Genomic DNA, 23797 nt, shown 5'->3' with positions numbered 1-23797 from the left:
AGGACTGTTAAATAGTATGATTCTTGCCTTTATATAATTTTTAGAATATCGATCATTTTTACTGAAAGACTAGTCTACTAATTTCGAAAAAGTAGCGGGAAGAGGAAAAAGAGATGAAAAGAATAGAGCTAAGGTTAATCGCATTCTTAGTATTAATTCTAATACTAGCTACTGGTTTATCTTATGTAGCTTTAAATCAAGTAACAGACACAAATAGTGATGATGCCGGACACCGGATGACGATTGCGTTGGTAAATGAAGATGAAGGTGCGGTATTTAATAATGAGCGTTTGGCTTTTGGAGATGCTTTTGTCCGTAGTGTCGATAATGATCTTAACCATGAATGGTTTGTCGTTAGTCGGGGAGTTGCAGAGAGTGGGTTGGAAAGACAAACCTACGACATGATGATTGTGATCCCAAATGACTTCTCTGTTAAGGCGCTATCAATAGATTCAGTTTCGCCAGATCCGGTTACACTGAATTATAAAATTAATGCTTCAGAAAATGATGAAATAAGAGCAGAGGCTGAAAGAACTGCTAGTGAAATATTAAATGACTTTAACCGACGTATCATCGATGTTTATTTTGCTAGTGTGATTGGTAATTTGCATGAAGCACAGGATCAAATCGGTTATATCGTTGACGAGCAAGCGAAGTACACAGCTACCTATAATACAGCTATTCAATCTCCTTTATCAAACTATACAAATCAATTTAGTACAGTGAAGAATTTTACAGAAGCATCAAGAGGTAGCTTTAGCAGTCTTGAAGATACTCTTGGATTTTTTACCGATCGATTAACTGAAGAGACTGAATTAAGTAAAAACTTTGTATCGAATATTAACGATATAACGAGTCTTACAGCCTCTAACCAAGCTTTATCACAAGGTTTTTATGATTTATTAAATCAATATAATTCTACGATTCATGATACAGGTACCCAGCGACAGCTTGATCAACTCGTTCGTGCTAATGAACGGATCCATTATCAGTTTCAACTCCAAGAAGAGAGTGCAACGCTTATTTCTGATGCTGCTCTGTTAAGAGAGTACTTTGATCGAGCCAATCAACAAGTAAGCAGTTTAGAGCAGAATTTAGAACAAAAACTTCAATCGAATATGGAAAAAAACGTTTCCAATCGGTTGTCGGGGATCTTTACCAACGCCTTTAAAGATGAATTGACGAATTTAAATTCGTTATTTAGACGTCCTGATCGCAACCTGCATCGTACGATACAAGAGCAGATTAATCAACTGCCTTCATTAAATATGCGAGATATTGATGAATCTGGATTGTCTGATCAGATGGCATTAGAGATCAATAATGTCATTGCCACAGCAAGAAAGTATAATCGTGAAAATGACTTTTCTCCTAAGGAACTTGATAATAGCAAGATTCTATCAACCCAAATTCAAGAAATTAAAAACCGCTTAGCTGATACAGGTGTTGTAATGAGAAACTCTGTTGAATTACCAGCTAATCAAAAGTCAGGGCAAACTTTTACCTTATCGATTCCGAATGAATATGAGTTACAAAATTTGTGGTTAACGTTGCCTGATTTTAATGAAGTCAATTACACAGAGGTATATAAAGAAAATGGGCAAGTGAAATTACCTCGTAATGATGAAGGGGTTTTCACTGTTCGAGTTCAACTACGGTTGAAAGATGCAAATAGTAAAATAGATGTTTTCCAACCTGCTACTTGGAGCTGGAGTATGCTTCAAGAAGATATTACAGATGTTGATGATGTAGAAGAGCTCTTCGGCTATGAGGTTTATAATGCTCCTTTACTTGCAAATACAGTTATCGTTCAAGAAACGGAAGAGCCGGGTGGAACTGAAGTTGATGGAGAAAATGGGAATCGTGAGAGCGAAGAGCAGCCAGTGAGTCCTGGTGATCAAGAGGAAACAAATCCGTCTAAGCCTCAAGATGATGAGAACAATGACGGTGGAAACGGGGAAGAGCCTGAACCTCAGCCTGAACCCGAGCCTCAGCCCGAACCTGAGCCAGAGCCAATCATAGAAAAGGTGAAGGTGATCAATAATTATATTCACCATCGAGTCATGTCACCCATATTAGATGATGGTACGCAAGCTCTGATTAATGCAGCTGAGCATACGATGAGCGATTATATAAAATTATCCGCTCTTTTCGAGACTTACTTTGGATTAGATATGAGTTCACCAACATTACAGGATTCCTTTGTTGGAAATCGTTTATCTGATTTAGCAACCGAGTCTTCTCTATATTATCTGTTCAATGTTCAAGAGTTAGATGAATTGATTACGAATTATGTTGTTGAACGAGTAACGGCAGGTGTTACGAACGAAATTAGAGAGCCAATTGTACAGCTATATGATCAAATTAGACGATATCATGACCAATCAAAACGGGCTGAAAGTCTTATGGATCAACTTGTTGGGAAGATAGCTTCAACGACAGAGCAGGCTCAGGTCATGAATCAAAGCCTTTCTGACGTATTGGAGGATGTCATGGACTGGCGAGATCGAAGCATAGCATTAATTGAAGAACAGTCTGTGGTGAGGGCTGCTAGTGATGAAGAACAACAGGCAATCATGGCACTTGGTAATGATTTCATGCCACTGTTATCAACAAGTGAAGTGCTCACAGAACAAGCGCAAAGTAATTTTTATTCGGCTGAGACTGTTTATCAAACCCTTGAAGACATTGACAATCAGGCGACGATGATACAAGAAAGCGGAAATGATTTAATCAGTCAGGCAGAAGCTCTCTCTATTAATTTGACAAATAAATTAATAGAAGATGAAGAGTTTGTGACTAACTTTACCGACGTATTAGCGAATAGCCGAATTGGCGATAGACAAAATGAGGATTTATTAGGCTTCTTATCAAGTCCGGTTCAAACGAAAAATGAAGGCGTGATCGTCTCTGGTAATACATTTACACCATACTTTATCGTGTTAATTGCTTTTATTGTTGCTCTCTTTACAGCATACGTGATTTCAACCAATCACCAACGTCGTTTAGCGAAGGATGAGTTTGAAGGAGAACGTACGATTTTCTCTCAAAATACTCCTATTACAATTATTACAACAGGTGTCGGGATTATCGAGGGTGCAGCGATTGGGTTAATTTCAAGTTACATCTTAGAGATCAAAGGGTCTAACCTATTGTTATGGACACTACTGATAACGGCTATTGTCTTAACGATATTACTCATCTCTACTTATTTATTAAGACAATTAAAAATGATAGGAATGTTCTTGTTACTCGCGGTATTTGGTATGTATTTATTCTTTACAAGAGCATTAGGTTCAGTGGCTAATGGAGGATTACGAGCATACTCGCCATTACAATATGCGGAAAATGTATTGATCCGGGTCTTCGATGGATCGATTAATTATCAAGTAACCTTCTTTATTTTGTCTCTGCTATGTATGGCAGGTATTCTGCTTAACCTACTAGTGTTCAATCGTGCGACAAGGAGTGAGGGAACAGAAGATGAAGAGGTTTCTAAAGCTAGTTAATGGAGTGTTCTGTATTTTAATCGTTAGCTTATTGCTTCCAATGTCGGTAGTGCTCGCTGAAAGTCAATTAAGTACTGAGGAACGTGGAAAATTAAATATGAATTTGGATCGAATTAGTGGCAGTAAAGGAGATCAAACCAAAACGAAAACAGAACTTGAAAAAGTGTTTCCAGAGTTGTTTCGTGATGAGACGAGAGAGCTCATTGACAGGAAGCAACTAAAACAGGAAGAGTGGCTTCAAGACCTACATCAATCGATTTTTGAAATGGAAAGCCAAGCAGATGCGACAGTCGCTCTTGTCCAAGAAACACTTTTTACCGAAAGTTATACGGCACCAACAACGCAAAGCCTTGCACAGGAGATACCAAATGAGGACGCTCAAAACGTCCTCCTTTTCTCCGCTTTGGGATTTATCTTAATGGTTGGTGGGGTTGTTTTCACGATGATGCGACAAGTTGTGGAATAGGAGAATAAACGATGGCAAAGTCTTCGCATATAAACGTAACGATCGATTTTCATCATTGGGGTGGCGGTGTATACGACTTGCGTATTCCGGTCCAATTAACGGTAAAACAATTATTGTTAAGCGTTTCTGAGACGCTGAATTTACAGCAGTCGGATTCATCTGTTTGGGCTATAAAGGTAGTGACAAAAAAGCTACTGATTACAGATGATGATAGTTTGAATGATTACCCAATTACAGATGGTGATATTTTACAAGTGCTTTAGAACAGATAGTGAGTCTGTTGAAAAGGTGAAGGAGTAACGTTATGGAGGAAAAAAAAGTTCAATTTGATTCTCTTACTCTTCATTTTCATATCGAAGATGAAGAGTGGAGGACAGAATTAGCAAAGTCTCAAACAAAAGTGAAAGATATCAAGCAATTAGGACTCATTACAGCCCCTTCAGAATATTTTGTACCGGTAACTATAAAAGAGGAAGAGGATCTTTTTAGATTTTCGTTTGTGGTGAAAGAAGAAAAAAAGAAATGGAAGGACATAAAGGATCTTCAACGGAATGAGAAGCTACGGTTACTTTGTAACATAGCGAAACTGAAACCTTACTTATCTTCTAGAATCACTTTCTTTCTTCATCCAGATAACGTTGTTTTTGATGCAAATTTAATGCCAGCGATTATGTACCGTGGTATTCGTGAATTGTTACCACCGTACGTAGGGAAGGAGGAAGACTTCTTCCTACAATATAAATGCTTCACCCTCGCTTTATTTTCCAAGCAGTATACATTTGATGATCTGTACAATGGTTCATTAAATAAGGCGAAGGATACAGAATTTGAACGTCATATTCTCGAAAAGAAAAATCTAGAAGAATTGATGGAATATATTCAAATCTGTTATCACAAAGAGCAACAAAAGACAGAAAACACGATGATGACGGTACCCATTAAACGGTTCCGGTTATTTAAGCAGCTATCGATCATCATGATCGCGTTATCTATTATTTTGGCTGTGCCTTTGTTTTATTACATGTTCGTGAAGGATCCATACCAAGATAAGTTATTAACAGCTCATGGTGAATTTCTATCATCTAATCACAGTGCTGTCATATCAACACTGAGAGGAGAAGACCCTGAACGACTACCATTTCGAACAAAGTATATTTTAGCCTATTCTTATATTCAAGTTGAAAGTTTATCCGATCGAGAAAAAGAAGCGATTATGAGAAACGTCAGCTTACGCAGTCATGAAAATTATTTACTTTACTGGATATTAAATGGTCGAGGCTCTTTTGACGAAGCCATTGATAAAGCAATGTTTATTGATGACCCTCAATTAATTATGTATGGGTTAATCAAACAAATTGAACAAGTACGAAATGACCCTAAATTAAGGGGTTCAGAACGAGATGAAGAAGTACGAAGGCTACAAGAAGAACTAAATCGGTATCGTGAGGATTATATTCAGGCTGGAGAAGAAGAGCTAATTGATGAAACGCCAATTGAAGAGGCAAGTATAGACCAAGAACCAGTCGAAGTACCTGCTGAAGTTGAAGAACCTGCTGAAAATGAAGAATTGATTGATGATGAGAATAACGAAGAGGCATAGCAGTATGGGGTTGTAGGCCAATGCTAGATGGGCTGACGGAGAGAGGAAGAAAATCATGGCACAAACAAAACTATTCATTCTTTTTGATAAGCAGTTGCAAAAATGCTCATTACCTCAAGGGGTGTCAAAAGAAATTACAGTAAGTAGCGATTGGTCCGATACAGTGACATTTACGAACCTAGCAGCATCTTTTGTAGTCACTTGGGATGGGGAAGCGTGTACCCTTGATGGGAAAGCTCTTACGCAAAATAGGCGAACTCAGTTACCAGTAGGCTCTGCTGAAATAGAATTTCTTCTTGTAGAAGAGAAAGAAGTCATCGTTTATGATTTAGCGGGAGTTTCAACGGTAACGTTTGGAAATAGCGAACAACATGATATTCAACTGAAGTCAATCGAAGTAGATTTCTCCCTTATGCGAACGCTCGAACAACCATTCTTTCAATTGATGGTCAATCGTGGTGAAGTTTATCACAACAATGTTTGTAAGGAAAGTGTTCACATTGAACCGGGAGACCAATTATATGCTGATGGAATATCGATAACGATTCATTCAGAGGACATGGAAGTCGTTGTAAGCCAAGAGGAACCACCCTCGACGCTAACACGGTTGATGGAACGAGATACGTATTATAGTGAGGAGTATCCAGATTATCATCGCTCTCCTCGGGTCATTTATCGCGAGCCGACCAAAAAGCAGACGATTGCGAAGCCACCACCCCAGCCGTCCAAGCCGAGTGAGCAAATTGCACGAACCGTTGTCCCGTCTCTTGTCATGATTGCGGCCTTTGTTTTGCTAACGATTTTTCAACCACGTGGAATTTACATTGTCGTCATGCTTGCAATGACCGTCACAACCATTTTAATTTCAGTCATTTATTATGTGAAAAACGTAAGACAATATAAGGCAGACACGAAAGAGCGATTAGAGAGCTATAGAGAGTATTTACATCGAAAAACAAAAGAGCTTTATCAGATTAGTGAAGACCAAAGGCATTCCTTACGTTATCATTTTCCAAATATCGAGCAAATGAGAGATATGGCTATACGTGTTGATGCGAGAATTTATGAAAAAACGAGGTTTCATCATGATTTTCTTCAATTCCGTACAGGGCTAGGCTCAGCAGAAAGAAGCTTTGAGATTGATTTTAATGAAGAAGAGTTCACACAAGAAAAAGACATATTGGTAGATGAAGCTAGGGAGCTATTAAATCAGTATGGTGATATCCGCGAAGTCCCAGTCGTTGCATCGTTGATGAAAGGGCCTGTTGGTTATATTGGTCAACGACACCTCGTATTAGAGCAGCTACAGCTATTAGCAATGCAAATTGGACTGTTTCAAAGCTATCATGATGTTCAACTCATCACGGTATTTCCGGAAGAGGAAAAAGAGCAGTGGAATTGGATGAGATGGCTACCACATGCACGTCTACGTGATGTCAATGTAAGAGGTTTTGTCTATCATGAGCGTTCCCGTGATCAAGTACTTTATTCCATGTATCAAATATTAAAGGAACGAAAACAGGTGATAGATGAGAAAGGAAATACAAGTGAAAAAACGTATTTCTTCCCGCACTATGTTGTCCTTATTACAGATGAAAAACTGATCCTTGACCATACGATTATGGAATTCTTTAATGAGGATCCTAGTATTCTTGGGCTATCACTCGTTTTTGTTCAAGATGTGATGCAATCTTTGCCTGAGCATGTAAAAACGGTGATTGATATTCGAGATTCAAAGACGGGAAATATAATTTTAGAAGAGGGAGAGCTAGTCAATCGTACTTTCGTTCCAGATCACTTTCCGCCGTCTTTTGATAAGGAAGAAGTATCACGGGCGCTTGCGCCAATTAATCATTTGCAAAGTTTAAAAAATTCCATTCCTGAAAGTGTGACCTTCCTTGAAATGTATGGAGTGGAGAGAGTCGAAGAATTAGGAATTTCAGCAAGATGGCAAGCAAATGAAACGTATAAGAGCTTAGCTGTTCCGCTTGGACTGCGTGGAAAACAAGATATCGTTCAGCTTAATCTTCATGAAAAAGCACACGGGCCGCATGGGCTTGTCGCTGGGACGACAGGTTCAGGTAAATCTGAGATTATCCAATCGTACATCTTATCCCTTAGTGTCAATTTTCATCCATATGAAGTCGCCTTTTTATTAATTGATTACAAAGGCGGAGGAATGGCGAATTTATTTAAAAACCTCCCGCATTTAGTTGGGACGATTACGAATTTAGATCGTAGCCAATCTATGCGAGCGTTAGCTTCTATTAAGGCAGAGCTTCAAAAGAGACAGCGCCTCTTTGGTGAAAATGATGTCAATCATATTAACCAATATCAGAAGCTTTATAAACAAGGGAAAGTTCAAGAACCGATGCCACACTTGTTCCTCATTTCCGATGAATTTGCGGAGTTAAAATCGGAGCAGCCTGATTTTATGAAGGAGCTAGTATCAACAGCGCGTATCGGTCGTTCACTCGGGATTCATCTAATCCTAGCCACTCAAAAGCCAAGTGGGATTGTGGATGATCAAATCTGGTCGAACTCTAAATTTAAGCTTGCCTTAAAAGTACAAAATGCTAGTGATTCGAACGAAATTTTAAAAACACCAGATGCCGCAGAAATCACATTGCCTGGTCGTGCCTATTTACAGGTTGGGAATAACGAAATTTATGAACTGTTCCAAAGTGCCTGGAGTGGTGCTGACTACATTCCAGATCAGGATGACTTTGAATTAGTAGATACGACAATCTATGCGATCAATGATTTGGGCCAGTATGATATTTTAACGGAAGATTTAAGTGGATTAGGTCGTAAAGACCAAGTAGAAAAGGTACCAACGGAGCTTGATGCAGTCATTGATCATATTCATGATTATGCTGAGGAACAAGAGATTGCCCCATTACCAAGGCCGTGGTTACCTCCGTTACCCGAACAGTTAACGACAGAAGAGCTACATGTAGTAAATTTTGAAGAAGCTTGGGAAGAAGAAAAGAAACCACTGAAGGTAACGATCGGATTACTCGATCAGCCTGAGCTTCAATCTCAGACACCGTTAACGCTAGATTTATCGAAGGATGGTCATATCGCTGTTTTTGCGAGTCCAGGATACGGGAAATCAACTTTTTTACAAACAATCGTCATGGATCTATCAAGACAGCATAGTCCTAAGCATTTTCATGTCTATTTGCTCGATTTTGGTACCAATGGGTTATTACCGTTAAAAGGGTTACCTCATGTAGCAGATACCATTCTCGTTGATGAGATGGAAAAAGTCGGGAAGCTAATTCGGTTATTAACCTCTGAGATTAAGAAAAGAAAGCAGCTTCTGAGTCAATATGGAGTGGCCAACTTAGCGATGTATGAAAAAGCGAGTGGAGAGATCGAACCGAACGTATTATTAGTCATTGATAACTTCGACACAGTGAGGGATACAGACTTCTCAGACGAGTTTGAAAAAATAATTACACAAATCGCTCGTGAAGGAGCAAGCGTTGGCATACATCTAGCCATTAGTGCGGGACGACAAGGTGCTCTTCGCATGCCATTGCTTTCCAATATAAAGACACAAATTCCTCTCTACCTCATTGAACAATCAGAAGCACGGTCCATTATCGGTCGAACGGACTTGGAGATTGAAGAGATCCCGGGTCGAGGATTAGTGAAGCTAGAAGAGCCTGCTTTATTCCAAACGATGTTACCTACAGAAGGTACAGAGGCATTAGAAATCATCGACTCGATCCAAAGAACCGCTCAAAGCATGGATGCCTATTGGCAAGGTGAACGTCCAGAGGCCATCCCGATGATGCCAGAGGGTGTGATTGATTTTGAACAGTTTAAGCGGAAAAGAAAAACGAAGAAATTGGTTGAACAAAGCCATTTACCACTGGGGCTAGACTTTGAAGAAGTGGCACCAATAGGGTTTGATCCAGAAAAAGACGGCTTCCTAACTGTTGTTAGTGATCGAAAAGATGGATTGGATAATATGATTAATGCAATTTCAAAAAGTATGACATTACTTACGAAGTCTTTCCAAACCATGATTATTGATACACCTGACCAAGGACTTACTGAAATTGGTAAATCAATGAATAAGTATATTTCTGATCCTGAGGACATCACTGCAATTAAACAAAACATACTTACAGAAGTTAATAATCGAATGAAAGGTGATCACAATGGTGTGAAATGGATGATTTTAATTAGGGATTTAAAAGATTTTGCAGAAAGAAGTATCCTGATGGAAGAAGATTTATCCGTTTTATTCGAACAAGGTCCAAAAGTCGATGTACATCTAATCGTATGTGGAGATGCTAGCTATATAAATACGAGCTATGAAAAGCCAGCCAAAGTGGTTCGAAACTTATCTAATGTAGGGTTAGTGAGTATGCGTCTAGGTGATCAAGATATATTTAGTCAACCATTTATTCGTAAGGAAACATATCCGAAAGACTATGAAGCTTATTACGCAAGGGACCATCAGCATATCAAAATAAAATTAACAAAATAAGGAGGAGGAATGGATGAGTTCGTTAAGTTATTTACGTTGGAGGAAGAGTTCTGTACAGAGTCAAATTCAATCTAACCGTACGTTAGTATCTGTTACTGAGGATAAGATATCTCGCTTACGGCATGCTGTAAACGAGATATCAACCAGTTTGTCAAATTTGCGATCTGTAATGAGTTCGATAAATAGTCTAACCATTGATTTAAACAGCTGGCGTGGAAAGAAAGAAGATGATTTCGAAAAGAAATACAATCGATATAAGGATAGTGTAAAAACATATATATCAAAAGTTAATGATGCCAAAGAAGCAATTAATGATGATATTAGGAAATATGAAGCAGAAAAGATTTCCTACCAATCTAGTTTAACGAGCTTACAGCAGACACTTCACTCTTTGGATAGACAAATAGCTCAAGCACAGAGGGAGTTGAATTAGATGTCTAATGAAGTTGCTATTAATTTAAGTGTTTTTCGCTCTAGTGTATCAAAGTTAAAAACATCTGTCGCAAGAATAGAAGCGAAACGACCAACGAATGCATTTCGTAATACAAATATAGAACCGTTTACAAAAGATTTAGAGAATGCGATAGAAGCTATAGAGCTGTTGGAGCGATATAAGGGCATTCTGGAGGCAGATGTAGCTATTTTAGAGCAGACAGGTGAACAAATGAGAGAAAAAGATCAAGAGTTAGCAACAGTATATCACCTTAATTCTGGTCCACAGCCAATACGATAAGGAAAGAGAGGGAGTTTTCATGGGACAAAAAGTAGATCTGTCAGAAGTGATAGACTTCTCGGATGAATTTAAAACAAATTCAGAAGATATAAAAGTTAGCCTTTTAAAAGTAGAACAAAACATAGAAGAGATGTGCAACATGAGTTCTTTTTCTGGTAAAACAGCAGATCAGGCAAAATTATATTTTAGCGATCTCCATCTTACGGTTTTGACTACTTTTAATGGATTGTTAACTGATCTTTATAATAATTTGAATCAACATATAGAAAGTTTTCAAGCAAAAGTAGATGAAAGTAGTAAAACGATTATAAAAAGTGACTATGTTAGAGACGCCATGGAAGATGTTATCGAACGATATGAAGCACTAGAAGTACAGCAAGAAACAGTGAATAACACCATTCGCAGTGTTTCAGATATTAGTAGTGCAACGACTCCCTCTTTCAGTTTCGTTAGGAATGATAATGATACGGCGGTTAATGCAGCTGAGAATTTACTAGACGATTTAAATTCTTTCACAAGCATAGGTCGAAGTAGCACTTCGCAAATAGAGAGCCTATTACAAGAAATCAAAACAACGTTAAATCATGCGGGTGCTGTAAGTGGTAGTGCTAGATTTACGGATTACAAAGGTGCATCAGCAACTTCAGGATTGGCCATGCTTAAAGAGTATAATAAAAAAATAGATCATTATTCTATTAAAAATATGTCTATGTTTGAGATTGAGCAATTAAAGGACGCTGCATTAAAAGATATGGATGAGACCACTCAAAAGATTTTAAATAGTGCGTTTACAGATCTGAAAAATGGAGATATCGATCGAGAAACTTACTATAGCATTTTTTCGACGATGAAAAAGTCTACTAAAGATTTAAGTGAAGGAGAACTAAAGGAAGAAGTACCAGAAGCGGTTATTCAATATATTTTTAATAATAGTGGGAAGATCGGTATTGATTTAGCAGTGAATACTACTGCAGGAGCAGTAAAATATATTGGGTATCAAACAAAAGAGATAGGAAAATCAGTAGGAGGAATCGCAACGCAAATAAAGAGTATAGGGGATTTATTTAGTAAGCTTTCAAGTAATGTAGGTAATGCTGTAACAACTGTTGGGAACTTTACAACGAAAACATCTAACGTTATCACGGAAACAGGTAAATTCGTGAAAAATGCAGGCAGATCTCTAGGTGGGGGATTTATAGCAGTTAGTGCTGGTTTCGGATTTTATGAAGACGTGACTGAAAAAGGTAAGACCGTTGGAGAGGCTATAGCGCATAATGGAGCAAGCACGCTAGCTGGTTTAGCAGGAGGTGCAGCTGGTGCAACTGTGGTCACTCTATTGGCAGTCAGTAACCCTGTTGGATGGGCAGTAGTAGGTAGTGTTGCGATCGGGGCAGCTGCAACTTGGATTTTTAATGGAATGTACGATAACAATGTTTTTGGGCTCCAAAATCGACTAGATGCAGTAGGAAGAAAACTGGACGACTTTGCACAGGGTGTTGGAGAGGCTGTTAGTAATGGATTAAAAGCAATAAATCCAATAAATTGGGGATGGTAAGTTCTATGAAGTGTGAAATACAAAAAGCTTTAAATATAAGGTATAGAATATTAAAGATTGATGGGAACACCTACATCTTAGATATGAGTCAATCGATTTGGAAGATTATACTTCCATTTTTAACATGGGTCCTTCCACATACCATCTATAAAGTCGATGGGGAAGAAATTAGTAAACTATTAAAATCCCCTATCAAATATCAAAAGAAAAATAATATAAGTATTTTATTTACAGCAGGGATAGGAATTTTTTTAGGAAATATACTGACCGGTTTGACAGATTATTTTTATATTCCAAGTACGCTGATGGTTAATAGCATAATTGTTGCAATAGTGCTATTAATAATCATTTTGATACGCTCACTCCTAAGTATAAGAAATAGAAAAAATTTATATAAAATACTAGACCCAAATAAATTATTAAAGGAAAGTATTTGGATTAGACCAATGGCATTCAAACATTTTGTTCAATGTTTGTTTGTATACATTTTTTTTCTAGTATTTTTCATAGCTAGTTTAGTACTAGTTATTGAAATTAGTAATATTCTAGCAATCCTATTTGCCATTATGTTTGGATTAGCTTTATTTATTACTAATGGTTTATATGTAGTAGAGGGTCATACTACAGTGAAATTCAAGAAAGGGAAGTAAGTAAATTAATTAAAAGAAAAATGATAAAAGTACATAGAGAATGCCATACAAACTCAAAAAGAAGGGAGAAGCTAGTATGTTACCAATAGGTTCAATCGTGTATTTAAAGGAAGGAACAAGTAAGCTGATGATTTTAAATAGAGGTCCGATTCTCGAAGCAGATGGAGAGAATAAAATGTTTGATTATTCCGGGTGTTTTTACCCACAAGGATTAGTTCATGATAAAGTTTTCTACTTTAATCACGAGAATGTTGATGAAGTTGTATTTAAAGGTTTTCAAGATGAGGAGGAGCAACGTTTCCAGAGGTTGTTTCATGATTGGAAAGAAGAAAATAAAGGTAGTTATGTTAAGGGGAAAGTAGATGTCCCTCTTTAGTACATCGTGTATTTAGTTCTCTAGTTTTTGAATACAAGTTTTGTAGAGTATGGTCCTTATCATTAATTGTATAGCAAAATGGAGTCGATGGGCAATCGTTTGGTTGCTCATCTTTACTGTGTGTGTTTGGAAGAGCAATGAGTGCGGCAATGCTATATTTACGGATTATAAAGGAATATCGAAACTGCAGGATAATAGTATAATTGCAGGAATAGTGATGGGAATAATCATCTTAGTACGCTTCGTTTTAAGTAATTGGAATAAAAATAACTTTCATAAATTGGTTGAGCCAAATTTATTGTTAAAAAGACGCATTTGGATTAGACCAAATTCATTTAAACATTTTATTCAAAGTTTGCTTATATATATCCTTTTTAGTATTTTTCATGGCTATGTTTGTACTATTTATTATAGATGGTAATATCATGTTAATCTTTTCTGCAACTATTTTAGCACTGTTTCTATCTATTGTTAACGTTGTGTTTGTAGGAGATGGCCCTACTACAGTGAAATTCAAGAAAGGGAAGGAAATTAATAAACGGAACAAAAAAGGATAAAACAAAAACAGGCTTTCTAATACATAGAATGACAGGAAAATATTGAAGGCAGATGTATCTTATGAACGCGAGTTATTTTCGTTGTTTAACGAGAGTGTTGCGGTGTTATAATTGAAATAGAACATAAAATAAAGGATGAAACGATGAGCCAAGAAACGAAATTAAAAATAAAACAAAAGTTTGTTAATGAGTATAGAAATGGGTATCCACTGCTATCAAAGGAAGCCATTAGTAACTTGAGAGACGTTACAGTTGAAGGAACAATTGTCCAACTAGTCGATGAAAAAAATCGTTTTATTGCCAAAGGCTATTACGGAAAACAAAACAAAGGGTATGGCTGGGTTCTTTCAAAAGATCAAAATGAAACTTTCGATCAAACATTTTTTGAAGCTAAACTATCTGAAGCATTTAAACATCGAAGTCCCTTATTCAATGACCCAGAAACGACGGCATTCCGAGTGTTCAATGGGGAAGGTGATGGCATCGGTGGTTTAACGATCGAGTACTTTGACGGTTACTACTTAATTCATTGGTACAATCAAGGGATTTATGAATTTAAGGATGAAATGATTCGAGCGCTTCAAACGGTTGTAGAGTTTAAGGCGATTTATCAAAAAAAGCGATTTGCAACAGCTGGTAAATACATTGAGGAAGATGATTTTGTTACAGGTGAACAAGGTCAATTCCCTATTTTTGTGAAAGAAAATGGCGTACGCTTTGCGATCTACTTAAATGAAGGAGCAATGGTCGGAGTGTTTTTAGACCAGCGTGACGTGAGAAAAGCCATTCGGGACAAGTATGCGAAAGGAAAAACGGTGTTAAATACCTTTTCCTATACGGGGGCCTTTTCCGTTTTCGCCGCTCTTGGTGGGGCTAAGAAAACGACGAGTGTCGATTTAGCTAATCGTAGTATGAGTAAGACGATTGAACAGTTTAGTATTAACGATATTGATTATGAAGCACAGGACATTATTGTCGAAGATGTTTTCCATTATTTTAAATATGCGGGGAAGAAAAGCTTAAAGTTTGATATGGTCGTTTTAGATCCGCCAAGCTTTGCAAGGTCAAAAAAGCATACGTTTAGTGCGGCAAAAGATTATACGAACTTATTGAAAGAAACGATTGCCATTACAGAAGATAATGGTATTATTGTAGCCTCTACTAATTGCAGTTCGTTTGGAATGGGTAAGTTTAAAAGTATGATCGAAAAAGCATTTAAAGAAATGAATGGGAAGTTTAAGTACTTGGAAGAGTATTCGCTGCCAAGTGATTTTAAGACAATAAAAGAGTTTCCAGAAGGGAACTATTTGAAGGTAGTGTTTATTGAAAAGATAAAAGGATAAAATTAGGTACCGTGCATGTATTTGGGCACGGTACTTCGTTCATTTTATAAAGGTTGTTCATGATTACCTGGATAATCACAATATTCTACGATGGTTCCTTCTGTATCAGCGGGGTTTAAGTAAATTAATCTTCGTCCATGTTTATTGATCCGTAATGTATTTTCTAACGTTCGAATTCCTTGTTGTTTCAATTCCATTATTGCTTCATCAAGATTATTTACTCGGTAGGCGATATGATGAACACCTTTGCCTTTTTGTTTAATAAATCGGGCAATAGGTGAAGTCGTATTATTCGTTGGAGCTAATAACTCGATTTGATCGCCATTCATATCGAAAACGGCAATTTCACTCTCAACACCTTTGGCATCACTTCTATACCTGTCTAATAGTGTCCCTCCTAATATGTTCGTGTAAAATGTAATGCTTTTATCTAAATCTCTTACGGCTATACCGATATGGTCAATTACTTTTTCCACTTGTTCCACTCCTATAATTTAAAGTTTGACACGATTTAATGTATTGTTTAGTATAATCGATTTATTCTATTTTTGTTAGAGAGGGAGGTTTTTATGAAGCAAACTTATCATGCCGTAATTTTTGACTTAGACGGAGTACTCGCTGATACAGTGGAATACCATTACTTAGCAACAAAACGAGTAGCCGACGAGTTAGATATCCCTTTTGATAGAGCGCTTAATCAAAAAATGCAGGGAATGAGTCGAGCTTCGTTGATTGAAGCACTTGTTAAAAATAGTGAATATTCATTTACTCCAGAGCAGAAAGAAAAACTAGGCAATCGCAAGAATGAATACTATCAACAACTGATTGGACGCATTACACGTGAAGACATCTTACCAGGGATGACCGACTTTCTGGAAAAACTTAAACAAAATAACATAAAGCTAGCCATCGCTTCTGCTAGCTCGAACGCAAAAACTGTGTTAAACCATTTAGAAATCAGCCAATTTTTTGAGCACATTGTAGATATTCGAGATGTCCAAAAGATGAAACCTGATCCGGAAATTTTCTTGAAAGCAGCCGATGCTTTGCAAGTTCCATACGAGAATTGTATTGCAATTGAAGATAGTGAAGCTGGAATTAAGGCGATAAAACAAACACCGATGTTTTCAATTGGGGTAGGTACTCACGCAGCGGTAAAAGAAGCCGATTGGCATGTGGATAACACGAGTGAAATTACATATGAAAAGCTGACACGGAACATTTTCCTATATCCAGTCATCAATTAGTTTATGTTACATAGCTTCTAATAAGGGTAGTTTCAAATAAACGTTAGAAAAAGCATGTTTGTAAACCCAACGGCAACACCCTCAAACGACATGAAAAATTGAGGAGGCGACGTTTACATGACTGAGAAGGACAGAGTGTTAGCTAAGGATGAGAAGTATGTATGGCATGCAATGAAGCCGTATAACCCTGAGGCTACAATGGTTGTTCAGGAAGCAAGTGGGGCTTGGATAACAGATACAGATGGAAAAAGGTACTTAGATGCGATGGCCGGATTATGGTGTGTTAATGCGGGGTACGGGAGATTGGAGTTTGCCGATGCAGCCCATGACCAAATGAAAAAGTTAGCGTATTATCCGTTAACACAAAGTCATTTGCCTGCGATTGAATTAGCTGAAAAGCTTAATAACATGTTAGACGATGATTATGTTTTCTTCTTTTCGAACAGTGGATCTGAAGCGAATGAAACGGCTTTTAAAATTGCGAGACAGTATCATGCACAAAAAGGAGACCATCATCGACATAAGATCATTTCTCGATATCGTTCGTACCATGGGAATACGATTGCGACTTTAGCTGCAACCGGGCAGGCTCAACGTAAATATAAGTATGAACCGTTAGCTTCGGGCTTTATCCATGTCCCGCCTCCAGACTCGTACCGCTCACCGGAAGATCCTTCTGCCACACCAAGAGAATTGAAGTCGGTTCAAGCCATTGAACAAGTTATGACCTGGGAGCTAAGTGAGACGATTGCTGCTGTCATAATGGAGCCGATTATTACAGGAGGCGGTATTTTAATTCCACCCGATGGATATATGACAGGGGTTAAAGAAGTTTGTGAAGATCATGGCGCGCTGTTAATGGTGGATGAAGTTATTTGTGGCTTTGGAAGAACAGGTGAGCCATTCGGTTTCATGAATTACGGAGTCAAACCTGACATCATAACGATGGCCAAAGGTATTACGAGTGGGTATTTACCATTGGCAGCAACAGCAGTGAAGCGGGAAATCTATGAAGCGTTTAAAGGTTCAGAGGAATATGATTATTTTCGTCATGTGAATACGTTTGGCGGGAGTCCAGCTTCTTGCGCAGTTGCACTTAAAAATCTAGAAATAATGGAAAAAGAAAATCTGTTTGAGCGCTCCAAGCAAGTAGGGGAGCAAATGCTGACAAAGCTTAGAAATGCAATAGCTGACCACCCGAATGTCGGTGATGTCCGAGGGAAGGGTCTTTTAATGGGTATTGAGTTAGTAACCTGCAAAGAGACGAAAGAGCCTCTTGATGTAAAACGAGTCAATCAAATTTTAAGTGCTTGTAAAAATGAAGGATTAATTTTAGCGAAAAACGGGGCAACGGTAGCGGGGTATAATAATGTGATTTCCATTTCGCCTCCACTCACTATTGAAGAAAAAGATATTGATTTCCTAGTTTCAACTGTTAAAAAGGCGATTGATCGATTATAAAGAGAGTAGTAAAAAAACAGGCTCAATGCCTGTTTTTTTAGCAGTTAGCAGTAGATTCAAAGAGCGTCCAGCACCCCAGTGAGACTTCCCTCACCGCCGTACGATAAGTCAACATAGAGTAACTAACGTTCTTCGTGTTTCTTTTCTCTCCTGCGTCAGAGCCAGTCCGTACGTCGCTTAATGGGCGCTTGCGCTTTTCTCTCGACTAATGATTACTAAGATTTTCAGCCTTTTCGGTTAACGATGTTGATAAATAAGTGAGGCTTCCTGTTGCTGTATTAATTTCCTGGATGGCGGCAACGATTTCATCAATATCTTTTTTATTATTTTGAAACATTGTCGAGTATTGATCCATTTCCATCCCAACAGTGGTTAAGCCATTTTTTACGATTTTTAAACTACCATTCGATGTTTCAGTTGATTCCGTCATGAGGTTCATTGTATTCGTTAAGCTAGTGATGTTCTCGTTACTTTCTTTTACAAGTGAAATAATATCATTACTTAATTGTTTCGAAGATTCGGCTAGTTTACGTACTTCGGTTGCTACAACGGAAAAGCCTTTCCCATGTTCCCCAGCGCGTGCGGCTTCTATCGATGCATTTAAAGCAAGTAAATTGGTTTGATCGGCAATCTTTTCAATTTCAGCCGTCATCGTGTTAATTTGATTTGATATCGATTTCATATCCTCAATTTTTTCTAACGAGACGTTCACTTCTGTCATTAAAGTAGAAAAAGAAGTCTCCATCTCAACCATATCATGTTCACTTTTCGTCATTAAGTTTTTCAGGTTTTGACTGCTTTTGACGGTAGATTCTGTATCTTTACCAATCCTAACCGCTTTTTCAGCGGTTTCAGTCGTTGCGGCTTCGGTTTGCTCAATGGTCGCTGCTAATTCTTGGCTAATCGCCGTTAATTCTTCTTGTAGTTGGTAATTTGCACGATTGAGAGACTCAATTTGATCGATACGGCTTTGAATATATGTTTCTACAATGAGTTGAGAGTCGAAATTAATGCCATGTGTAACAGCTATAATAGCTTTACCAAGTTTTTCTGGTTGATTTTCATAATGTTTTACGAGTTGAGGTATGAGGAACGTTTGAAATAGTTGATACGTTGCTAAAAACCAACCGATAGGAAGTGTTCCTTTATTATGAGCTCCGCCAATTCTTTCACGTTGTAATATGTATTGATCGTTTATTTCTCCAGAGAAGAGAGATCTCAAGTAAAACTGAAAGACTTCAAACAGCCGTTCACGTGATGAGTGAGTCGTTGCGATTTTTTCAAGCATTGGGTATTGAAGCACATGGTCTAATGTTTTATTAAGTAGTTGATCAGATAGTTGTAAGACGACCGGCTGTAATTCCTTTAGTATAACAGCATGTTCTTTGTGAAATGTCATGTACTGGAGGCGTAACTCTTTTTGTTTATCTGACAGTTTGAAAGTTTCCCCCGTTGGAAGCTCAAGTTTTGGTTGATATTCTTCCTTCTTTTTCAATTGAAATAACATCCCATCCCAACCTTTCTAGGTTTTTCGTACTAGGTATTGTGTTATAAATATATAACATATGTATAAGTTTTGTCTATGGTTATATAAGAGTTTTTATATAAAAGATAAAATTATAAATAGAATAAGATATTATTTAGACTTGTCTCATATCTATATAGAAGTATGTATAGATAAGGAGAGTCTCATGAAAACATTTTTTAAAGGTGCACTTCTGCTAGTTATTGCGGCATTTTTGAGTGAGTGCCTGGAGTTTGTTATAAACATGGTATTGGCTCGAGAGTTAGGAGAGGAAGCGCTAGGGCGTTATATGTCCATTCTCCCAACGATCATTTTAATTGTTGTCCTTGCCAGTATAGAGTTGCCCATTTCCATTTCCAAGTTTATTGCAGAGCAAGATAAAAAATATCATCTCAACATGTTGCAACATACACTAAGATTTACGTTGTTATTCACGATTATTTTTGTCCTGCTTGTTACAGTTGTTCTACCGTTTATTCCTGTGTTCGATCGGTATCATCCGATGATTCGCTGGCTGATTATCTTATTAATCCCCATCATCTCACTATCCTCAGTAGCTAGAGGATACTTTATGGGCTCACACCGAATGGGGAAGATCGCGTTATCTAACTTTTTACGACGTGCAGCTCAACTGATATTATTAGTAATCCTATTCCAGTGGTTTAATTTTGAGCATGAATTAGCGATTCTCATTGCGATATGTACATTAATTGGCAGTGAGTTAATTGTATTTCTATATCTAATAACCGCCTATTTTTTACAGTTGAATTCTTTGAAAAAGGAACCTAGTGAGAAGATAAGTGCAAAGACCGTACGCCAACAATTGCTAGCCGTTTCTATTCCAACGACAGGTGTTCGAATTTTCCATGCGGTAACATTTGCTATAAAACCTTTTTTAATCAAAGCAGCTTTACTTAATTCAGGATTAACTGAAGCAGTAGCCATGGCGCAATATGGTAAATTGGCAGGTGTGGCCTTTACGATCGGTTTCTTTCCTGCATTCATTGCGCATTCCTTACTAATTGTTCTAATTCCGACGGTTTCTGAAGCTTATGCCAAACGAGACTTTATCAAACTTCAAAACCTATTACAGAAAGTAATGTTATTTACTTTCTTTTATGGACTCGTAGCAGTCACTATTTTCTATGTGTACGCTGAGCCGTTAACGACCCTATTTTTTGAATCGTCTCGAGCAGCGGGATACCTGCAGCTATTATGTCTTTACTTTTTATTTCACTATTTCGTGATGCCGATGCAAGCGTATTTAATTGGTCTTGGACTGGTAAAGGATGCGTTTCTTCATGCGGTTTGGGCAACGATTATCTCATTTGCTTTAATGTATTTCCTCGGTTCAATGGAGCAGCTGCAAATGCAAGGTATCATTATTGGAATGAACACAGGAGTTGTATTATTGACTTTGATGCACTACGTTACTATTTGTAATAAAATAGGAGCAACATTATTGCTGCGGGCACCCTCTCATTTTAAGTATTAATGGTGTTTTTCTTTTATTGAATTAGGCAATACCGATAGTATGAAAGGAAGGAGAGGTAAGAATGTGCTGGACAAAAATAGTACTCAGTATAAGTATGGTTTTTTTCTTTACAGCGTGTGGCAATGTAGATGAACCTCGAGAGGAACTGCCGGCTGAAGAAGAGCCGATCGCAGAGCTGACGGATGAGCTCGTTGAGGAAGAACCGACTGAAACAGAAGATCCTGCTGTTGAAGAAGATGAGCTAACGTTTGCAGATATTGTTGAAGAATATGACGTTCTTTCGAGTTTTGAAACGGATGGTCCGGGGACAGGTCTAGGACTAGGAATGAATGTCCTTTATAAAGAAGAGGATCTCGTTTTTGTCTCGGGGCATCAAGCACATGCGCTAGGGCATTTTAGGTTATTAAAAGTCGATCACGAGCAACAAAAGGTCATCGTTACTCACCAATTTTCTGAGGAACAGTATGAAATATATGAAGAACTGCAAACAAAGGTTCAAGAAGAGGGAGAGCAGGCTGCTTTTGAATGGATGAAAGCACAAGACTCGAATTTATATGAACTGTTTTTTACATCCGACATTCCGCCAAGCACTACAACGGCTACGTGGAATGATCAAGAGTGGGAAGCGATTGAAGTCGAAATAAAAGACGGTGATGAAAAGTATGTATTTGCAAAAGGCAAAGGGCTTATCCAAATTCATTATCAAAGTGAATTAGCTCAGGAGATATTTGGAGAAGTTCGAGTAGCGGAGCGGATAGAAGGAGAGTAACTTTAAAAACGGCTATCACATAGGTGATAGCTTTTTTTTATACATTAAGAAATGATTAACCAATTAAACCAAAGTTACACTCGGGTTCTTATGGTTATTAGATAATAACCATAATACAACCAAAAAGAACCCATAAAAACGATTGTAATTATAAAACTCGTATCTCATACAGTCATCGTCAACTTTACAAGTATGTTAAATGTAAGTTTTCTATTAATATTCTGAAAATTTGTAAATGTGTAATGAATTTGGCACATTCTTTGCAATATAAAAAGTGAAAGAAAACAATAAGAGTGAAAAGGGGGAAACTATATGGTTACAAAAAGCAAATGGCTATTGTTTAGTTTTTTAGTGTTAATTTTGTTGGCAAGTTTAGGTGCATGTAGTTCAAATCCAACGACAGAGGAAAGTGTAGATACGCAAGATCAAACAGAAGAGCCAGTGGCAGAAGAGACAGTTGAAGGAAATGAATTGACGGTTGGTATAGAGGCAGAGCCGACATCATTAGATCCTTTTAATACAACAGATGGTAACTCAGCGACTGTTCAAAGTACGATGTTTGAAGGCTTGCTAAGGTTTGATGAAAATATGGATTTAGTTCCTGTGTTAGCTAGAGATTACACCTATAACGAGGATGCAACAGAGATTACATTTACCCTCCAAGAAGGTGTAACTTTCCACGATGGTACTGCCTTTAATGCTGAAGTAGTAAAAGAAAATCTAGACTTTGTTCGAGATCGTGACAATGGTTTAGCACGTGCATCATTTTTCTCATTTATAAGTGAAGTAGTGGTTAATGATGAATTAAGTGTGACGATTAAGTCAGAAGAACCGAATTCAGCAATGGCATCGTACATGGCGCATGCTTCAGCTTCATTTAAATCCATTGATGAAATTACTAAGAAGAAAAATGATGAAAGTTACAACTTAGACCGTAATCCTGTTGGAACTGGGCCGTTTATTTTTGGTGAATGGAGAGATAGTGAGCACGTTGTTGTTTATAAATTTGATGAGTATTGGAATAGTAGTGAAGCGGCTAGAGTAGAAAGCATCACCTTCCGACCTGTCGTAGAGGCAAGCACACGAGTCAATATGTTAAAAACAGGTGAAGTGGATTTAATTTATCCGATACCGACTCTTAATGCGGCAGAGCTTGAAAACGATGCTGAGATTGATTTATACGTAGGATCTTCTACAGATGTGTTTTATATTGGAATGAACTTTAAAGAAGATAAGTACCAAGATCTAAATGTACGCCATGCGATGAATCACGCGGTTGATAAAGATGGGTTAATTGCGCAAATTTCAGATGGGTATGGTCAGATTGCGGCTTCTGCTATTGCACCAGCCGTTTACGGATATGCGGGTCAAAGTATTTATGAACACGACAAAGATTTGGCACGGGAGTTAATGGCTGAAGCTGGGATGGAGGAAGGCTTTAAGGCAACTCTTTGGACAAGAAATACAACTGAGTTTGTTTCTGTTGCAGAGTATGTAGCTATTCAACTGAGTGAAATAGGGATAGATGTTGATGTTCAAGCGTATGAAAGTGGTACATTGTTTGACATGCTAGACGCGGGTGAAAATACCGACCTTTGGATAGGACGCTGGTCGCCGGGAACTGGTGAAGCGGACTATGGGTTACGCCCTAACTTTGCATCGGACCGAGTCCCGCCTAACTTTAATAACTCCGGATTTTATATTAATGAGGAATTAGATCAATTATTTGATGAGGCATTACGTACACCGGATCAAGAAAAAGCGTTAAGTATTTACGCTGATTTACAAAAGAAGATTTATGAAGATGCGCCGTGGGTATTCTTGCACATCCCAGATACGATCATTGCAAAAGGTAAAAATGTTACAGGCATTTATGTATTACCTTCAGGAGCTGTTCATTTAAACCAAGCAGATAAGAAGTAATAGTAACAGTTACTCAGACTTATTTTTAGTAAGAGTGGTGACTCAATAGGAAAATAACGGTTGCCTCAACCGCAACTGTAG

At 37.8% G+C, this 23797-nt stretch carries 18 protein-coding genes and 1 pseudogene; 17 read left to right on the top strand and 2 right to left on the bottom strand.

Going from position 1 to position 23797, the window contains the following annotated elements:
- The first annotated feature begins 113 nt into the window (after positions 1-113).
- The 12 genes and pseudogenes from esaA (at position 114) to ACNSTQ_RS12705 (ending at position 15296) form a co-directional block, all read left to right on the top strand.
- Entirely contained in the window at positions 114-3509 is a 3396-nt protein-coding gene (gene esaA / locus ACNSTQ_RS12760) for a type VII secretion protein EsaA (RefSeq protein WP_418200204.1), read from the top strand.
- The gene (gene essA, locus ACNSTQ_RS12755) at positions 3484-3975 is read left to right on the top strand and encodes a type VII secretion protein EssA (protein ID WP_418200203.1); all 492 of its coding nucleotides are present in this window, start codon (positions 3484-3486) and stop codon (positions 3973-3975) included. The genes esaA and essA overlap by 26 nt, the downstream gene beginning before the upstream one ends.
- An 11-nt stretch (positions 3976-3986) precedes the next feature.
- On the top strand, positions 3987-4238 hold the full coding sequence (locus tag ACNSTQ_RS12750; protein ID WP_418200202.1) for an EsaB/YukD family protein: 252 nt from the start codon (positions 3987-3989) through the stop codon (positions 4236-4238).
- 41 nt (positions 4239-4279) lie between these two features.
- A complete protein-coding gene (gene essB / locus ACNSTQ_RS12745) occupies positions 4280-5575 on the top strand; it encodes a type VII secretion protein EssB (RefSeq protein ID WP_418200201.1) in 1296 nt (431 codons plus the stop codon).
- Positions 5576-5630: 55 nt separating this feature from the next.
- The gene (essC, locus tag ACNSTQ_RS12740; protein WP_418200200.1) at positions 5631-10082 is read left to right on the top strand and encodes a type VII secretion protein EssC; all 4452 of its coding nucleotides are present in this window, start codon (positions 5631-5633) and stop codon (positions 10080-10082) included.
- Between the two features lie 13 nt (positions 10083-10095).
- Positions 10096-10515 carry a YwqH-like family protein gene (locus ACNSTQ_RS12735; RefSeq protein WP_418200199.1) on the top strand — a complete coding sequence of 140 codons (420 nt, stop codon included), beginning with the start codon at positions 10096-10098 and terminating at the stop codon, positions 10513-10515.
- The gene (locus ACNSTQ_RS12730) at positions 10516-10815 is read left to right on the top strand and encodes a TIGR04197 family type VII secretion effector (RefSeq protein WP_418200198.1); all 300 of its coding nucleotides are present in this window, start codon (positions 10516-10518) and stop codon (positions 10813-10815) included. It abuts the gene before it with no gap.
- A 19-nt stretch (positions 10816-10834) separates the two neighbouring features.
- Positions 10835-12370 (top strand): T7SS effector LXG polymorphic toxin, encoded by a 1536-nt coding sequence (locus tag ACNSTQ_RS12725; protein ID WP_418200197.1) that lies wholly within the window; start codon positions 10835-10837, stop codon positions 12368-12370.
- 5 nt (positions 12371-12375) lie between these two features.
- Positions 12376-13020 (top strand): DUF443 family protein, encoded by a 645-nt coding sequence (locus tag ACNSTQ_RS12720; RefSeq protein ID WP_418200196.1) that lies wholly within the window; start codon positions 12376-12378, stop codon positions 13018-13020.
- Positions 13021-13096: 76 nt separating this feature from the next.
- The gene (locus ACNSTQ_RS12715) at positions 13097-13396 is read left to right on the top strand and encodes a DUF4176 domain-containing protein (protein WP_418200195.1); all 300 of its coding nucleotides are present in this window, start codon (positions 13097-13099) and stop codon (positions 13394-13396) included.
- Positions 13397-13445: 49 nt separating this feature from the next.
- Positions 13446-13953 (top strand): annotated as a pseudogene (locus tag ACNSTQ_RS12710) (DUF443 family protein).
- Between the two features lie 143 nt (positions 13954-14096).
- Complete coding sequence (locus tag ACNSTQ_RS12705; RefSeq protein ID WP_418200194.1) at positions 14097-15296, top strand: class I SAM-dependent rRNA methyltransferase; 1200 nt, start codon at positions 14097-14099, stop codon at positions 15294-15296.
- A 44-nt stretch (positions 15297-15340) separates the two neighbouring features.
- Here ACNSTQ_RS12705 and ACNSTQ_RS12700 read toward each other — a convergent pair whose 3' ends face one another.
- Entirely contained in the window at positions 15341-15772 is a 432-nt protein-coding gene (locus tag ACNSTQ_RS12700; protein WP_418200193.1) for a VOC family protein, read from the bottom strand.
- A 93-nt stretch (positions 15773-15865) separates the two neighbouring features.
- On the opposite strand from ACNSTQ_RS12700, the gene pgmB reads away from it, so the two are divergent.
- A complete protein-coding gene (pgmB, locus tag ACNSTQ_RS12695; RefSeq protein ID WP_418200192.1) occupies positions 15866-16543 on the top strand; it encodes a beta-phosphoglucomutase in 678 nt (225 codons plus the stop codon).
- A gap of 117 nt (positions 16544-16660) precedes the next feature.
- Positions 16661-18004 (top strand): aspartate aminotransferase family protein, encoded by a 1344-nt coding sequence (locus ACNSTQ_RS12690; RefSeq protein WP_418200191.1) that lies wholly within the window; start codon positions 16661-16663, stop codon positions 18002-18004.
- Between the two features lie 205 nt (positions 18005-18209).
- Here ACNSTQ_RS12690 and ACNSTQ_RS12685 read toward each other — a convergent pair whose 3' ends face one another.
- Complete coding sequence (locus ACNSTQ_RS12685) at positions 18210-19511, bottom strand: methyl-accepting chemotaxis protein (RefSeq protein ID WP_418200190.1); 1302 nt, start codon at positions 19509-19511, stop codon at positions 18210-18212.
- A 184-nt stretch (positions 19512-19695) separates the two neighbouring features.
- On the opposite strand from ACNSTQ_RS12685, the gene ACNSTQ_RS12680 reads away from it, so the two are divergent.
- The 3 genes from ACNSTQ_RS12680 (at position 19696) to ACNSTQ_RS12670 (ending at position 23716) form a co-directional block, all read left to right on the top strand.
- Positions 19696-21024: a polysaccharide biosynthesis protein gene (locus tag ACNSTQ_RS12680; protein WP_418200189.1), complete on the top strand. Its 1329-nt coding sequence runs from the start codon at positions 19696-19698 to the stop codon at positions 21022-21024.
- Between the two features lie 61 nt (positions 21025-21085).
- A complete protein-coding gene (locus ACNSTQ_RS12675; RefSeq protein ID WP_418200188.1) occupies positions 21086-21793 on the top strand; it encodes a hypothetical protein in 708 nt (235 codons plus the stop codon).
- A gap of 312 nt (positions 21794-22105) precedes the next feature.
- Entirely contained in the window at positions 22106-23716 is a 1611-nt protein-coding gene (locus ACNSTQ_RS12670) for a glutathione ABC transporter substrate-binding protein (protein WP_418200187.1), read from the top strand.
- The last annotated feature ends 81 nt before the right edge of the window (positions 23717-23797 follow it).

This window comes from Alkalihalobacterium sp. APHAB7 (assembly GCF_048323755.1).
Lineage (GTDB): Bacteria > Bacillota > Bacilli > Bacillales > Bacillaceae_F > Alkalihalobacterium.
The sequence above is the reverse complement of the archived record's forward strand: the minus strand, read 5'-3'. Positions and strand labels throughout refer to the sequence as shown.